We start from the raw sequence: 17548 nt of genomic DNA on the forward strand, positions 1-17548 counted from the left end.
ACGTGCCGAACACCTTTGCCAGACCGGCGATTTCGATCGGGTCGCCCAGCGCGGTGCCGGTGCCGTGCGCTTCGACGTAGGAGACCGACGCCGGGTCCACGCCACCGCTGCGCAGCGCCGAGCGGATCACCGCCGCCTGCACGTCGGGATTGGGCACCGTGAACCCGTTGACCCGGCCGCCGTGGTTGATCGCGGTGCCCTTGATGACGCCGTAGATGGTGTCGCCGTCGGCTTCGGCGTCGGCCAGCGGCCGCAGCACCAGCGCCCCCACACCCTCACTGGCCACATACCCGTCGCCCCCTGCGCCGAAGGAACGGCAGCGGCCGTCGGTGGAGGCGAACTGCCCCTGGCTGAGCGCGACGAACTTGTACGGGTGCAGTGACAGATTGACGCCGCCGACCAGCGCCAGCCTGCATTCGCCGGTCCGGATGCTCTGGCAGGCCAGGTGCAGTGCGGTGAGCGAGGACGAGCACGCCGTGTCCACCGCCATGCTCGGCCCTTGGAAGTCCAGGGCGTGCGAGACACGATTCGGGATGCTCCAGAACGTCGACCCGGGCAGCGTGCCGCGCCCGAGCCGGGACTCCTCGGCCCCGAACATCTGATAGGTGCCCCACATGACACCGACGAACACACCGGCCTGCTCCGGACGCAGGCCGCCACGGGCCAGGTCGGCCCGGGAGTGTCCGGCGTCTTCCAATGCGGCCCAAGCGGTTTGCAGGAACAGCCGCTCTTGCGGGTCCAGGATCTCCGCCTCGCGCGGGGAGATGGCGAAGAACAGCGGATCGAAGCAGTCGACGTCGTCGAGGAACCCGCCCCACTTGGTGTACGCGGTGAAGGGGTTGTGGCGGTCGGGGACGAAATAGCGGCTGTGATCCCACCGCTGCCGCGGGATCTCGGTGACGCAGTCGCGTCCCTCGACCAGCACCCGCCAATACTCGTCGAGCCCGTCCGCGCCCGGGTAGCGTCCGCTCACGCCCACGATCGCGATGTCCCCCACCGCGTCCGTGTGGTGATCGGTGTTCGAGATGGCGGCCGCGGTCGGTGTCTCGCGCGATGCGAACGACTCGGCCGACGCATGTCGAACCTCCTGCCGACCGACGCTGGGCGCGGACGACCCGAACGGGTCTGCTGATGCGTGCGCGGTCACGGGCCGCCGGTCGCGCGAAGCCGAGCGGTCGGCAGCGGCCGCGTCGTTTGTGCCGGTCTGGTGAGTGCGCGGGGCAGTATCCGTTGCCCGCGGCGGCACGGTCGCGACGCCGTTCGACATCGGCACGGTGCCGCCCACGGCCATCTCCACGTTCAGCCGGGGAGCGGGCGTCCGCGCCGCCGTCCGATCGGAGGAATCGCCATTGCTGTCGATCGGCGGCGGCGCGGACGGCGCTTGCGCGGAGGCCAGCCGCACCAGCAGGCCGACCACCGCGCGCGGGGTGGGGTACTCGAAAGCCAGGGTGGCGGGCAGGCGGTGACCGCTCGAGCGCGACAGTTCGTCGCGGATCTCGAGCGCCGCGACCGAGTCCAGCCCGAGTTCGTGCAGCGGCCGATCGAGATCATCGCCGGGCGCCAACCCGAGACAGCGGCGCACCAGCGCCTCCGTCCGCGCGGACAGCTCGGCGGCCGAATCTATTGGTGTGGACGCATTTTCGATCGGCGCGACGAAGTCCAGCAGCACGTCCGGCACGTCGGCGGCGGTCATACCCGACATCGTCAACGGCATAGTGGTGACCGCCGGAGCCGCGGAACCGATCAGTTCGGCGAGCGTGTCGAAAGCCCGGTCGGGCCGCAGCAGGCCGTAACCACGGCGGGCCAGCCGTTGCACCGCGCCGCTGCTGAGCCGCTCGACCATTCCCGTGTCCGCCCACGGGCCCCACGCGATCGACAGCGCGGGCGTGCTAGACGCGCCGCGCGACTCGGCCACGCCGTCGAGGAAGGCGTTCGCGGCGGCGTAGCCGGCCTGACCGGGCAGTCCGACCACTGCCGCGGCCGAGGAGAACAGCAAGAAGAATCGCAAGGACCGGCTCTCGGTCAGCTCGTGCAGATGCCATGCCCCGAACGTCTTCGGCGCGAGCACCCGCCCGACCCGTGCGGCCGTCTGCTCGGCGATCACGCCGTCGTCGAGCACCCCGGCCAGGTGCACCACGCCCGCCAGCGGCGGCAGCTCACGGTCGATCCACGTCAGCGTGGCCGCCACGGCCGTACGGTCGGCGACGTCGAGCGACCGCACCTCGATCCGAGCGCCACGCCCCCGCAATTCGGCGATGACGGACTCCGCTCGAGCATCGGGCGCGGACCTCCCGGCGAGAACCAGGTCCGGCCAACCCCGATCGACGAACCAGCGCGCCAGCCGCAGACCGACCCCACCCAGGCCACCGGTGATCAGCACCGTCCCACCCGCGCCGGAGGCGACCGTCGGCGCGCTGGGCACTGCCAACGGCACGAGCCGAGGCACCCGACGACGCCCCTGACGCAGCGCGAGCTGCCGCGGCGACGAGGGTGTCACGAACGTGTCGACCACGGAACGAACGTCGGCATCCTTATCGAGATCGATTACATGACAGCCCATTTCGCGGTGTTCGAGCTGCGCGCCGCGGGCGAATCCCCACAGCGCCGACTGCTGCGGCGCCACCCGATCGGAAGGCTCGACTCGCTGACCGTGACGGGTGAGCAGCCACACCGCCGGTTCTCCGGCCAGCGCCGCGGCCTGCACGAGATGCAGCGCGCCCACCACCAGACGTTCCGCGGCCACCGGTGCGGGCGCGTCCTCGTCGGACAGCGCGACCGCGGAGACGATCCCGCGCAGCGGTGCGCGACCGTCAGCCACCGCGCCGAGCAACGCCCGCACGGCCGCGGGCACGCCGAGATCGATCTCGAACTCGTCTTCCCCGCGGAACCTGAACCCGTCACCGGGCCTGGCGACTACACACTCCCCGCCACGTGCCCGCAAGTCGTCCGCGACATCGTCGGCGAAGCTTCCGGGCGCACCGATGACGAGCCAGCGCCCGGCCGCGGAGGCCGGTGCCGCCGGGCCGGTCTCCCGCCAGTCGATACGGTAGGTGTCCGCGACCGACCGATCGGGGAACGCCGGGGCGGACGACTGCCCGGCCGAATTCGGCGTGGGCATCACTCGCAATCCGTTCGCGACCAGCACCGCAGAGCCCTCCTCATCGAGCAGTCGAACATCGGCGACACACAGCTGCGGCGTCTGCTCGAGGACGCGCACATGGCCGAATCGAACGGTGCCCGCCGCGGCGGAGACGAGTACCTGGTCCACCGCGAACGGCACCCACGTCTGCTCGTCGGCCCGCGGCGACATCGCCGCGTAGGTGGCTTGGAACGCCGCGTCCAGCAGAACCGGGTGCACCGCCCCAGGGCCGGTATCGGTATCGAAATCCGACAACGTGGCCAAGGCTTCGCGCCGACCCAGGCGCAGGCCGACGACACGGCGGAACGCCGGTCCGTAAGGCAGGCCCGCGCGGGTCAGCCGTTGGTAGAACTCCGCTGCGGCCAGGTGTTCCGGGCAGGCGCCGAGAATCTCCCCGAGAGAGGCACCATCCGGGATCCGGTGCGTTCCGGTGCTGACATGGGCGCGGGCGTGTGTGCCCGAGCTTTCTGTCCGCACGTGCGCCGCGAATCCGTCGGCGGCCGGGTCGAAGACGATTCGTACCTGCTGCGGGCCGGTCAGCGCGAGTCCGCTGGTGATCACGAGGTCATCGATCGCGACGACGTCACCGGCGACGAGTCCGCGCGCGATGTCGGCGATGGTGGCGACGAACCAGGCGCCCGGCACGACAACAGTCCGATCCACGACATGGTCGGCCAGATATGACGGAGAATCCGGCCCGAGCGTCAGATCGAAATTCGTTGCGGTGCTGCTCGATATCGAATGATCTGCCTGCCGGGCCGCAGCCGCAGCGATCTCTTGCCGCGTCCGAAGACCCGCATAAGGGACGGCATCCACCTCGGCCGACGGAGGCGCGGCCCGGAGGTGCGTCAGAGGATTCGGCTCGGCTGCGACGCCCGATCCTGGGACCGTCTCGTGACCGCGAGTCGGATGGGTCGTGACGCTGCGATCCGATAGCTCGGCATTATGCGTCGAAACCATCGAGTGTCCTGCGCCGGCGGCCTCGGAGTGCGAAAGGACTGCGTCGACCGGACGCGTCGAGTAGCCCACGGCGGGTGTCGGTGCGGTTCCGGGCTCCGCCGAGACGCTGCCCGACCGCATGGAGATAAGCGTGTGCCCGTCGCCAGCGCTGCTCGGTGCCGCCACAACGGCGTAGGACCGGGATTCGACCCAATAGCGTTGCCGCTGGAAAGGATACGTCGGGGCGAGCACGCGCCGACGATCGTGCGGACGGTGCACCTGCTCCCAGTCCACCGCCACGCCCCCGACATACAGGCGTCCCAGCGCCGTCATCATCGTTTCGCGATCACCACGGCCGCGACGCAGCGACGCGACGAACCGCGCCGAGTCACCCAGCACGCGCCCGCCGAGCGCGGACAACGTCGGATGCGGCCCGATTTCGAGGAACTCGTCGATCCCCAGCTCGGCCAGCGCCCGCAAGCCCTGTGCGAACCGGACCGGCTGACGCGCATGCCGCGCCCAGTACCGCGGGTCGAGTTCGCCCGGGCGCAGCACCGCACCGGTGAGGTTGGAGATCAGCGGAATCGCGGGATCGGACAGCCTCGCCCGGGACGCCGCCGCGGCGAGGTCGTCGAGAATCGGGTCCATCGCCGCGGAGTGGAAGGCGTGCGAGACGGTGAGATCGGCGGCCCGTATACCGTCGGCCGACAACTGCTCGCGCAGCGGATCGAGTGCGGCTCGCGGTCCGGCGACCACCACCTGAGCCGGTCCGTTGTATCCCGCGATCGACACCGCGGGCGCATACCGTGCGACGAGCGGCGAGATCTGCTCGGCGGGGGCGTCGACGGCCACCATCGCGCCTCCGTCCGGCAGGCGCTGCATCAGGCGACCGCGCACGGCCACGAGCCGCAGGGCGTCCTCCACGCTCATCGCCCCGGCGGCGCAGGCCGCGACGTATTCCCCGACGCTGTGCCCGAGCACCGCCGCTGGGGCGATCCCCCACGACCGCCACAGCTCCCACAGCGCCCACTCGACCGCGAACAACACCGGCTGGGTGAACACCGTGCGACGCAACAGCTCCGGACCGTGATCGCCGTAGACGGCCTCGATCAGCCCGATACCGTCCGCGATCGGCCCGAGCACCGCGTCACAGTGTCGCAGCGCGTCGCGGAAGACCGGTTCGGAGTCGAACAACTCGCGTGCCATGCCCGGGTACTGCGATCCCTGCCCGGTGAACAGCAGCGCCACCTTCGCGCGCGCGGTTCGCTCCACCCGGCCACGGATCGGAATCGGCCCACGCAGCTCTCGTGCCGCGACGGCGCTGGTGTCGGCGACCACCGCGAGCCGTTCTTCGAAGTGTGTCCGCGCGGTCGCGGCGGTGTAGGCCAGATCGCCGAGTGTCGCCTGCGCCGAGTCGATTCGGTCTGCCCAGCGCCGCGCGCTGTCGGCGAGGGCGGTCTCGTCGCGCGCGGAGAGGACGAGTACCTGCGCGGTCGGCGATTCCGGTCGCGGCGCGGGTACCGGATCACCCTGCGCCAGGATGACGTGCGCATTGGTGCCGCTCATCCCGAAAGAGCTGACCCCGATCGCCGGTTCGTGCCCGGTGCGCGGCCAATCCCGCGCCTCGCGCACGACTTCCAACGGCAGCCCGGACCAGTCGATCAGCGGGTTCGGAGTGTGGAAGTGCAAGCTCGGCGGGATCCGACGGTGCTGCAACATGAGCACGGCTTTGATGACGCCCGCGACACCTGCCGCCGCCTCGGTGTGCCCGATATTGGTTTTCACCGACCCGATGAGCAGAGGCTGCGTGCGGCCCGATCCGTACACCTCGGCCAGCGCGGTGGCCTCGATCGGATCGCCGAGCGGGGTGCCGGTGCCGTGTGCCTCGACGTAGTCCACCGTGTCCGGCCGCAGGCCCGCCCGTTCCAGCGCGTCGGTGATGACGCGCTGCTGGGCCGGGCCGTTGGGTGCGGTGAGACCGTTGGACCGTCCATCGTGATTCACCGCGACGCCGCGCACGATCGCCAGCACCCGATCGCCGTTGCGCCGGGCCTGCGACAGCCGGGTCAGCACCAGCACGCCGCAGCCGTCGGCGCGGACGTAGCCGTTGGCGTCGGCGTCGAACGCTCGCGAGCGTCCATCGGGCGACAGCGAGGCCAGACGGCAGAAACCGATGGTGGTCTCCGGAGCCAGCTGGAGGTTCACCCCGCCCACCAGTGCCAGATCGCAACGGCCCGCTCGCAGCCCGTCTTCCGCCGCTTGCAGCGCCACCAGCGAGGAGGAGCATGCCGTGTCCAGCGTCATCGCCGGGCCCTGCAGCCCGAGAACGTAGGCCAAGCGTCCGGCCGCGACGCTCGGCGCCGAACCGATCACCGAGTAGGCGCCGATCGCGGTCGGATGGTCGGCTCGGGTCGGCGTGGCCGGATATTCGCTGAAGCACAGTCCGACGAACACGCCGGTGCGGCTGCCCGCCAACGCGCCAGGTGCGCGGCCCGAGCGCTCCAGCGCCTCCCACGTGGTTTCGAGCAGCAGGCGTTGCTGCGGGTCCATCGCGCGTGCCTCCGCCGCGCCGATACCGAAGAACGCGGGGTCGAACTCGTCGGCGTCGTCGACGAAACCGCCCCAGCGGGTGTACATCGTGCCCAGAGACGCCGGGTCCGGGTCGTAGTAGGCGTCGATGTCCCAGCGCTGCGGCGGCACCTCGGTGATCGCGTCGCGTCCGTGCCACAGCAGGTCCCAGAAGTCCTCCGGTGTGCGCACCCCGCCGGGGAAACGACAGCTCATGCCGACGATGACGATCGGGTCGTCGTCGGGCCGGTCGCTCTCGAAGTCGATGCCCGGCGAAACATCCTGTCTCGCAAACCGTTCTGGTGGAGCCGCGATCGGGTACCGCTGCGTGGGTGCGACCGGGTTCACCTCGTCAGCGACCGGGGGCACATCAGCCGCGACCAAGGGCGCGTCAGCGGGCACCGGGGACACGTCGGCCGCGACAGCGGACACGTCCGCCGCAGGCAAGAGCACGTCAGCCGCGACCACAGGCACGTCGGCGACGACCGGGGGCGCCTCAGCCCCGGCGGGGGACAAATCGTCAGCCCCGGCCAGAGGCAAATCGGCCGCGTACGAGGGCGCATCAGCGGCGATCACGTTCGCGCCGCCGGCGGGAGCGGCTGTGCCTCCGCTGGGAGCGGCTGCGCCCTTGCGGTGCAGGAACCGCGCCATCTCACGCACGGTCGGATAGTCGAAGACGAGCCCGGCAGGCAGCGGCACTCCGACCTCGACGGCGAGTGCGGCCCGCAGTTCCATTCCGGTCAGGGAGTCGACGCCCGTGTCGTGCAGTGGCAGATCAGGATCGAGTTCGCCCGCGCGATCGAGTACCCGCATCGCGACGCGCTGGACGAGCGCCTCCCACGGTGCGAGATCGTCGGACGCCGACTGCGTTCGCGGTACCCCGGTGGTCTCCGGTGGAATCGTCGGCGGTACGGCCGGCGCGATCTGCGGCATGCGCTGCGCATACCACCGCTCGGGCACGAATTCGAAGACGCCAGGGGCAGCACTGTCGTGCCGGACGAGGTGCTCCAGCGCCGCGGCCGCGTCGCCCGCGGACAGCGGAGGCAGCCCGCGCCGCACGAGACGTGCGGTGACGTCGGGCCGATCGGCGGCCATGCCCACGTCGGCGAACGGCCCCCATCCGATGCTCAGCGCGGGCAGTCCCTCGGCACGCCGCCGCCAGGCCAGCGCATCCAATGCCGCGTTGGCCGCGGCGTAATTCGCCTGGCCAGGGGTGCCGAGTACGCCCGCAACGGAGGAGTAGGTGATGAAGAGTTCGATCGGTTGATCGCGGGTGAGCTCATCGAGGTGGCGCGCCGCATGGTATTTGGGTCCGAGCACGGTCTCGAACCGCGACCAGGTCTGCTCGCTGATCACGCCGTCGTCGAGCACTCCCGCGCAGTGGACCACGCCGCGCAGTGGCGGGAATCCGGATTCCGAAATGCCTTGCAGCAGTTCCGCGACGGCCGCGCGGTCGCCGACATCCGCCTGCCGCGCCGTCACTCGAGCGCCGGTGCCGCGCAGCGATTCCAGCAGCCGTTCCCCTGCCGGATCCGGCGCGCGTCTGCCTACCAGCACCAAATGCCGTGCTCCACGGTCGGCCAGCCAGTGCGCGGCCTCGGCGCCGAGGCCGCCGAACCCTCCCGTCACAAGATAGGTGCCATCGGGCAACTGGTCGCCGCCCGCGGCAACCGGGACGTCTTTGCCGAGCAGGACGACGCGACCGGGATGATCTCGTTGCGACATGGCGCGGAACGCCTCGGCGGCACGATCGATGCCGTAGGCCGCGTGCGGCAGCGTGGTCAAAGCGCGCTGCTCGAACAGTGCCAGCACACTGCGCAAGGCAGCGCCCAGTCGCCGCGGGTCGATAGTGGCCGGATCGAAGGTCCGGTGGTCGACATCCGCATGCCGATGCACCGTTCCGGTCTGCACCGGGTCGACGATCTCGACGAATCGGCCTCCCGCATGCAGTACTTCGGATGCGTGTGCGGCGAAGCCGTCCCCCGAGGTGTGCACGACGACGTCCAGTCCATGCCCGGCGGTCGCCGCCCGAACCCGTTCGCCCAACTCGTGGCTGCGCCAGGTATGGATCTGTGTGACCGGCAGACCCGCGTTCCGCGCCCAGCGACACAGCGCGGCGGTCGCGCACACCTGCGCTCCGGCGTGCATGGCGAGCTGGACCGCGGCCATGCCGATGCCATCGGCGGGGCCGTGGACGAGCACCCGGTCCCCGGCGCGCAGACCGCCGAGGTCGAACAGCGCGTGCCAGGCGGTGGTGAAGGCGTAGGGCACGGTCGCGCCGTCGGCGAAGGGCAGGTCGTCCGGCAGCCGGGCCACCATGGCCTGGTCCACCGTCACGTGGCGGGCGAAACTGCCGGCCGCCAAGGCGACGACGCGGTCACCGACCGCGAATTGCTCGACCCCGGCACCAATCGCGGTGATCCGGCCCGCGCACTCGGAACCCAGCGGTCCCGCCCCATCCGGATGGATGCCCGAGGCCACCCAGAGGTCGTGGGCGTTGAGGCCGGTGGCGGCGACGACGATTTCGACTTCCCCGGCTGACGGTGCGCGTCGGATACCGGGCTCCAACCGCATCCGTTCGAACTCGCCGGAACGGTGCGCGACCAACCGGTAGTCGGTGGACGCGAGGCCTTCGGCGACGCGCGCGGTCAGCCAACGGCCGTCGCGGAGGGCGAATTCGCCTGCGGCGCGGCCGCTGAGCAAACCATCGACGATCGGGGCGCTGTCCACGATGGTTTCGGCGGGCAGGTCCAGCAATCGGCATCCGAACTCGGGGTGCTCGGTGGCCAGCGTGCGTCCGAAACCCCACAGCAGAGCTTGATCGGGGTCCGGACGGTCGGTCGGGGTGACGCGCTGGGCGTTCACGGTCAGCAACCAGAGTGCGGCAGGCCGGTGCACTGCCGAGTCCAGAGCGCGCGTCAACCGCAGGGCGGCTTCGATGCGAACCTGGGCAGGAGCCGCCGTCCACGCGAAGGCTATGCCTTGAAACGAATTCGCGGCCTCGGAAGACAGGATTTCGTCGGCTGCGTGCCCGTCCTCGGGGCGAATCGTCACGATTTCAGCGCCCCGCGCGCTCAATCCGGCGGCGACAGCGTCCCCGACCGCTCCGTCACCGAAGATCAGCCATCGACCCGCAGGTTCCCCGCGCAAGCCACCCTCGACAGGCGCCCATTCCACGTGATGCAGCAGACGTGCGAGTCTTGTCGAGTCCGACTCCGCAGGAGACGATTTCGACACGGTGTCGAACTTCGCGGCCAGCAGGCTCACACCCTGAACGCTGGCGAGCGGCCGCCCGGACTCCGAGTACAGCGTGGCGTCACCGACGATGATCCGCCTCCCTCGTTCGGTCACCCGCACCCGGCACCGCACGGTCGCATCCCCCGCCGTCGGGTTGCCGAAGAATCGGACACGATCGATCTCCGACGGCAAGAACAACTCCTCGCCCCCGGTAGCCGTCACCACGATGCTGTGCAGACAGGCATCGAGCAGGATCGGATCGAGCGCCGTGCCGTCACCGGCCAACCGGAACACCGTCTCGGCCTCGGTGGCGCTGATCCGCCGGAACTCCAGGGCGCAGCGGTAGTCAGGGCCCAGGTCTAGGCCCAGCCGGGCGAGAGTGTCGTAGTAGGCGGTCCAGATGCGCGCATCGGAATGAGCGGAGTCTGCCGCATACGGTTTCACCGGCTCAGGCTGCGCCGCAGTGAGTGTCGCTTGCGCATAACCGGCTCGGGCGTTGTCGGAGCCGAGGAAGCGCACATCGTGGCCGTCCGGGCCGGGTTCGACCACGACCCGCACCACTGCTTCGGCGGTGACCTCCAACGGCGTGATCAGCCGCAGCTTCCTGACTTCCCATGCCCCGGGCAGTCGAGCGGCGATCTCGTTCAGCTGAACGCTCAGCCACGCCGCGGGCACTGTCGGCAGACCACGCAGCCGATGTCCTGCGAACATCTCCGGGGTGAGCCGCAGGGTGCGTGGTGCGTGTGCGTCGTCCCGGCGCGGCGTCAGCTCCAACCAATGCCGTTTGCGCTGGAACGGGTAGGCCGGGATGTCGACATGTCGCCAATGGTGACCGGAATAGACGGCACCCCAATCGATCTCGGCGCCATCGACATACCGTCGAGCCAGTTCGAGCGACCCGCTCGACACTTCAGTGACCGACCCGCTCACTGTGACCCCGGAGGCGACGTTCTCGAGCGCGGCACGCAGCTGCGCGGCAGTGTCGAAACTGATCGCCACGCGCTCACCGAAGTGTGTTCGGCCCAGCGCGGCGCGCGCACACAGATCCACCAATGCGATCTCGGGGTGGGCGACGATGAGATCCCGGTAGCGAGCCGCCAGTTCGCGTAGGGCATCGGCGCTTTTCGCCGACAGGACCAGCAAATGAGGCCCGGCATCGTCGGGGGCATCGGCCTCCGAGACCTGTGGCGGTTCTTCGATCACCACGTGCGCGTTCGTCCCGCTGATCCCGAAGGCGCTCACCCCCGCCCGCCGGGGCCGTCGAGAACGCCGCCACGGTCGCTCTTCGGCGACCACCCGGATAGCGACCGAATCCCAGTCGATATGCGGATTGCCCGAACGGAAATGCAGCGAGGCGGGAATGCGCTCGTGGCGCATCGACTCGATCACCTTGATGATGTTCGCGATGCCCGCCGCCGCCTGGGTGTGCCCGAGATTCGACTTCACCGACCCGATCCACAGCGGCGTGGTTTCGGTGCGACCCTCCCCTAGGGCTGCGGCCAGGGCGTTCACTTCGATCGGATCACCGAGTGCCGTGCCGGTGCCGTGTGTCTCGACGTAATCGATGTCCCCCGCCTCGACGGCCGCGTCCGCCAGCGCCGCGCGGATGACCCGTTCCTGCGCCGGACCGTTGGGTGCGCTCAATCCCTGGCTGCGGCCGTCGGAATTGACCGCGGAGCCGCGCACCAGCCCCAGCACCCGATCGCCGTCCCGCCGCGCGTCCGCCAGCCGCTTGAGCACGAGCATTCCCGCGCCGTCACTCCAGACGACGCCGTCGGCGCGTGCGTCGAAGCTCTTGCACCGGCCATCGGCGGCCAGGCCGCGCGCCCGCGCGAAGTAGATGTCGAGCGAAGGCGTCAGCACCACGGTGGCGCCGCCTGCCAGCGCCAGATCGCATTCGCCGCTGCGCAGACTGCGCACCGCGGTGTGGACGGTCACCAGCGACGAGGAGCACGCGGTATCGATGGTGAGGCTCGGCCCCTGCGCGCCGAGGAAATACGACAGCCGGCCGGAGGCGACGCTGGAGAGGTTTCCGGTGCCGAACCAGGCATCGGGCGCGAGGTCGGCCCGCGCCATCCGTTCGGCGTAGTCGTTGGACATCACACCGACGAAGACGCCGGTCCGGCTGCCCTCCAGACGGCTCGCCGGATAACCGGCGTGTTCGAGCGCCTCCCACGCCGTTTCGAGCAGCAGCCGCTGCTGCGGGTCCAGCATCCGCGCCTCGCCGACGGAGATGTCGAAGAATCCGGCATCGAAATCCTCGACACCATCGACGAAACCGCCCCAGCGGGTGTAAGTCTTGCCGTCGGCATCCGGGTCCGGATCGAAGACGGCGTCCACGTCCCAGCGGTGCGCGGGTACCTCGGTCACCGCGTCGGTTTCGGTGGTCAGCAGGCGCCACAGATCGGCGGGTCCGCGCACGCCGCCGGGATAACGGCAGCCGACGCCGACGATCGCGATCGCGTCGGCGTAATCGTCCGGGGCAGGCTCGGCTTCGCGCGCTGTGAGCTGAGACACGTTCGGTGTACTAGGTGTAACCGGAAGTTTCGTTGGGTATACCGGGGCTGTGAGCTGCTCGGAGATGCGCGTGGTCGGTCGCTGTTCGGCCTGCTGCTGCCCTGCCGTGCGGCCGGGGGCGGACGTGGCGCCGAGCCGGGCGATCTCCTCCGAGACCGCGGCGACCGTCGGATGATCGAACAGCAGCGTCGCCGGAAGTCGCATCCCCAGATCCGCGGACAGCGCGTTGCGCAGCTCGACCGCCATCATCGAATCGAGCCCGAGTTCTCGCAGCGGCGTGCGGTCGGAAACCGCTGTCGTGCGGCCGAGTGCCGTCATGGCGTGGGTGCGCACCCGTTCCCGCAGTTCCGCCGGATCGCGCGAATCCTGGGATTCGACCGCGTCGATCGGTTCCGGCTCCGCCGAAACCTCTGTGGCGGCGGGAAAGACCGACACGACTCCCTCCGCCGACAGCAGCCAACGCAGTGCTCGGACACCGTCTTCGGCGGCCAGTTCGCCGACACCGTGGCGTGCCCACGCGCGGCGGGCGGCGTCGCTCAGCCCTTCGGCCATGCCGGTGCCCGCCCACGGCCCCCACGCGATGCTCAGGGCAGGCAGTCCTCGAGCCAGCCGCAGGCGGGCGAGGGCATCGAGATACGCGTTCGCCGCGGCGTAATTGCCCTGCCCGGCGGTGCCCACCACGGCGCTGACCGAGGAGAACAACACGAACAGATCGAGCGGCTGTCCCGCGGTCAGCTCGTGCAGGTGCCACGCGCCCGCGACCTTTCCCGCGAACGCCCGGTCGATGTGCCCGGCGGTCTGCTCGAACAACAGGGCGTCGTCCAGAACTCCCGCACAGTGCACGACCCCGGCCAGCCTCGGCAACTCCACACCGAAGCGGCTGATCAGGCGGGACAACGCATTCCGGTCTTCGACATCGACCACCGCGGTCTCGACTCGCGCCCCCGAAGCCGCGATCCGCGCCATCTCCCGCTCGTCTCGCGAGGTCGGGCCGCTGCGCCCGGCCAGCACGATCGTGCCCGCGCCGGCCTCGGCCAGCGTCCGCGCGGCAGTCAACCCCAGCGCGCCACGTCCGCCGGTGATCAGATACGCACCGCCACGCTTCACCTCGGGCGCCCCGCCCGGTTCGTCGGAGGGCTGCATCCGCATCGTGTAACGGTGACGCCCGCGCAGCGCGATCGCGGAATCCGTGGCGCCGGAGCGAATCTCGTCCACCAAGCGGTGGTCGTCGCAGCGCGCGTCCGCGGGCAGGTCGATCAGGCGGCACCGCAACTCGGGCAGTTCGGTGCGCGTCACCGCACCCAATCCCCACAGGGTCGCGGCGGCCGGACGCACGGGTTCCCCGGCGAGTGCTCCGGTCGCCCCCATCGTCACCAGGTACAACGGTGCGTCGGAAACCAGCCGAGCCATCCGTTGCACCACCGCGAGCGCGAATCGCGTTTCCACCCGTGCCGATTCGGCGCTGTCGTCCGCTTCGGCATCGGCGAGGTAGATCACCGCACGGTCGTCGCCGGGCCACACGCCCGGATCCGTCGTACGCTCCACGGATACCGCATCGGTACCCGCGGCGCGCAACGCGGCGGCAAGCCGGTCCGCCTGCTGCCCGACGCCGACCACCAACGCGGCGGCGGGCGCCCGTCCGCTCGGCGACGCCACGACGCGCTCCCAGGTCGGACGGTGGGTAAAGCCGGACATGCTATCCCGATCCTGCGGCTGCCCGGCAGTGCCGGACTCGGCGAACCATACGTCTTCGATATCGCAGACCACCGCGCCCGCGGTATCGAAGACCGTCAGCCGAACGGTGCGGCCGGTGCGCTCGGCCAGCGCCCACGCCGTTGCCCCCGCACCCTGGCCGGACAGACGCAGACCGCCGATACCCACCGGCAGACGCGCCGCGTCGCCATCTGCGGACACCAACGCGAGACCGGTCTGGATCGCGGCGTCGAGCAGACACGGCAGCCAGGCGTCCGGTTCGTCGGCGAGTTCCGCCGGGCGCCTCAGTTCGGCGAGCACGCGGCCCTCGCCGGACCACAATCGCGTGATCCAGCGGAATCGCGGGCCGAAAGTCAATCCGGCATCGGCACACCGGCGGTAGAAAGCCGCGACATTCTCTTCGGTGGACAGCGCGAGCCGAGCCGCGGACAGTTCGTCGGAATCGCGGGGTCGATTCGTGGCGGCTCGAACCGTCGCGGACACTGCGGTGACCGCGCCCTCGTCGACGTGGAACCGCACCTCGGCGCGATCGCCCGCATCGGAGACCAGCGGCTCGGACAACTCCTCGAGCGGCACCGGTCGCGCGGCGACGAAGTCGATCAGCTCGCGGCCTGCGCCTCCGGCCGCACGCAATGCGCGCAACGCGAGCTCCGCCGCGGGCACCACCGCACGGTCGCGGAAGCGATGCTCGGCGAGATATCCCGTGCTCGGCGACGCGCTCTCGATCGGCACAAAGACCCGCTCTCGTTCGAAGGGGTAGGTGGGCAGGCCGTTGCGCCTGCGCGCGTCCAGCGGAACCACTGCGCTCCAGTCGATTTCAACGCCCAGGCGATACAGCTCGCCGAGCCCGGTCAACAGCACCTCGTCGTCGGTGGACGTCCGGCGCATGCTCGGCACCCACAACGCGGCGGGGTCGGTGTGCCGCCCGAATTCCGACAGCACCGGATGCGGTCCCACCTCGAGGTAGACATCCATGCCCGACTCGGCGGCCGAGCGCACACCCTCGGCGAAACGGACGGTGCCACGGGCATGCGCGCGCCAGTACGCCGCATCCATGAGGCCCTCGATCCGCGTGCCGGTCACGTTCGACACCAGCGGAATCGTCGCCGCGCGCGGCACGGGAACCAACTCGGCGACCCTGGCTTCGAAGTCGTCGAGCATCGGATCCAGCAGGGGCGAGTGGAACGCCGCCGTCCCGGGCAGCCGCACGGCACGGATCGACCGTTCCTCGGCAGCCCGCACAACCCGCTGCACCCCGTCCACCGATCCCGATACGACGAATTGCCCGGGGCTGTTGACCGCCGCGACCGACACACTCGCCGAGAGCTCGTCCAACAGTGTTTCGAACTCCACGGGCGCGGCGAAGACCGCCGCCATCGCCCCTTGCTGCGCCACTGCCTGCATCAACCGGCCCCGTTCGGCAGCCAGACGCAAACCGGTGGCGAGATCGAACACGCCCGCGACGGTCGCCGCGACCAGTTCACCGAGGCTGTGCCCCAACACGACGTCGGGGCGAACGCCGAACGCCGACCACAGCTCGGCGCAGGCCCATTCGAGCGCGAACAAGGCCGGTTGCGCGTACTCGGTCCGGGCCAGCGCATCGTCGTCCGCCTCGAACAGCACCGACCGCAGACGTAGGCCGTCGCGAAGCGGTCCCAACAACTCGTCGCACTGGTCGAGCGCCGTGCGGAAAGCCGGGTACCTGCGGTCGAGCGCCGCGCCCATCCCGGCGTACTGTGCGCCCTGCCCGGTGAACAGCATCGCGACCCGCGGCTTGCCCGGATCCGGATCGATGGACCGATCTGACGGTGCCGCGAGATCGCGCGCCGCTTCCTCGGCTGTCCTGGCCACGACCGCTCGCCGGTACGCGAAATGCGTGCGTCCCAGCGCCGCGGTGGCGGCGACGTCGGCGAGCGGCATCTCCTGCCGGTCCAACTGCTCCGCATAGCGGTGGGCCAGCGCATCGAGGGCCGACCTGGTGCGCGCCGAAATAACCAACAGCGCAGGCTCATTCGGATCGGCACGCGCCAGGGGCTCGGGTGCCTGCTCCAGCACCACATGTGCGTTGGTGCCTGCGAATCCGAACGAACTCACCCCTGCCAATCGCGGCTGTCGCGTCCGCGGCCAGGCGACGTCGTCGGTCGGCACCGCCAGCGCCGTGCCGTCGAGCCTGATCTTCGGGTTCATTGTGGCGAAATCGTGCTGACGTGGAATTCGTTCGTGCTGCATCTGCAGCACCACCTTGATCAGCCCGGCGACGCCCGCGGCCGCCTCGAGGTGGCCGATCTGCGACTTCACCGAACCGAGCTGGCACACCGACCCATCCGCACGTGGCACGCCGACCACCTGCGACAACGCCTCGATCTCGATCGGATCGCCCAGCGGCGTGCCCGTGCCGTGCGTCTCGATGTAGCCGATCCGATCGGCGGCGCACCCGGCGTCGGTCAACGCGTCGCGCAGCAACTCGCGTTGTGCCGTCGGATTCGGTGCGGTCAGCCCCATGGAACGACCGTCGTGGTTCACACTCGAGCCTCGGACGAGCGCCCTGATCTCGTCGCCATCGGCGAGCGCCCGCGAAAGCGTCTTCAGCACAACCACACCCGCGCCCTCGCCGCGCACATACCCGTTCGCGCGCGCGTCGAAGGGACGACAGTGCCCATCCGGAGAGAGCGCGCCCATGCGGGCCAGCGCCTCCGAAGTCAGCTCGGATTGCAGCAGATTCACTCCGCCCGCCAACGCGACGTCGCACTCCCCAGCCCGCAGACTGCGACACGCCTGATGCACCGCCACCAGCGACGACGAGCACGCGGTGTCGATCGCCACTGCGGGACCACGCAATCCGAGCACGTAGGACACCCGCCCCGCCACGATGCTCGACATCGTCCCGGTGAGCGTGTGCGCGTCCACCGAACTCACCCAGTCCGGTGTGATCGTGCGCTGGTATTCCTGCCAGCTGACACCGAGGAACACCCCCGTGCGGGCCGCGGCCGGGCCACCCGGCACCAGTGCGGCGTCTTCCATTGCCGCCCAAGCCACTTCGAGCGCCAGCCGCTGTTGCGGATCCATCGACGCCGCCTCGCGCGGTGCGATCCCGAAGAACTCCGCGTCCATCGCATCGATCGGACCTGCGAGCAGCCCGGCTCGCCGCCGCGCCCGTCGAGGCGCCGAATCCGTTACTACCCAACGGTTCTCCGGCGCCTCGACGATCGCGTCGCGGCCCGAGGACAGCAGTTCCCAGTACTGCTGCGGGGATTCCGCGCCGCCGGGAAAGCGACAGCCGATTCCCACGATGGCGATCGGCTCGCGCTGCGGCCGCGCCTCCAACTCCTGAATCCGGCGGAGCGCCCGCGTCAGCAAGACCCGTAGGCCGTACCCATCATCCGACATCTGCGAAGCCACCCACATCTTGCAAAAGTTGTGACGTGGAACATACGA

At 70.2% G+C, this 17548-nt stretch carries 1 protein-coding gene (only partly in view); it reads right to left on the minus strand.

Features of this window, described 5'->3' with window-relative positions:
* Positions 1-17500: the 5' portion of an SDR family NAD(P)-dependent oxidoreductase gene (locus ABZ824_RS27090; protein ID WP_356966214.1), read on the minus strand. It extends 4250 nt beyond the left edge of the window; only the first 17500 of its 21750 coding nucleotides appear in the window; it begins with the start codon at positions 17498-17500; the stop codon falls past the left edge of the window.
* Positions 17501-17548 lie beyond the last annotated feature (48 nt).

The sequence above is a fragment of the Nocardia sp. NPDC047038 genome (genome assembly GCF_040644075.1).
In the GTDB taxonomy this organism is placed as follows: Bacteria; Actinomycetota; Actinomycetes; order Mycobacteriales; family Mycobacteriaceae; genus Nocardia; species Nocardia sichangensis.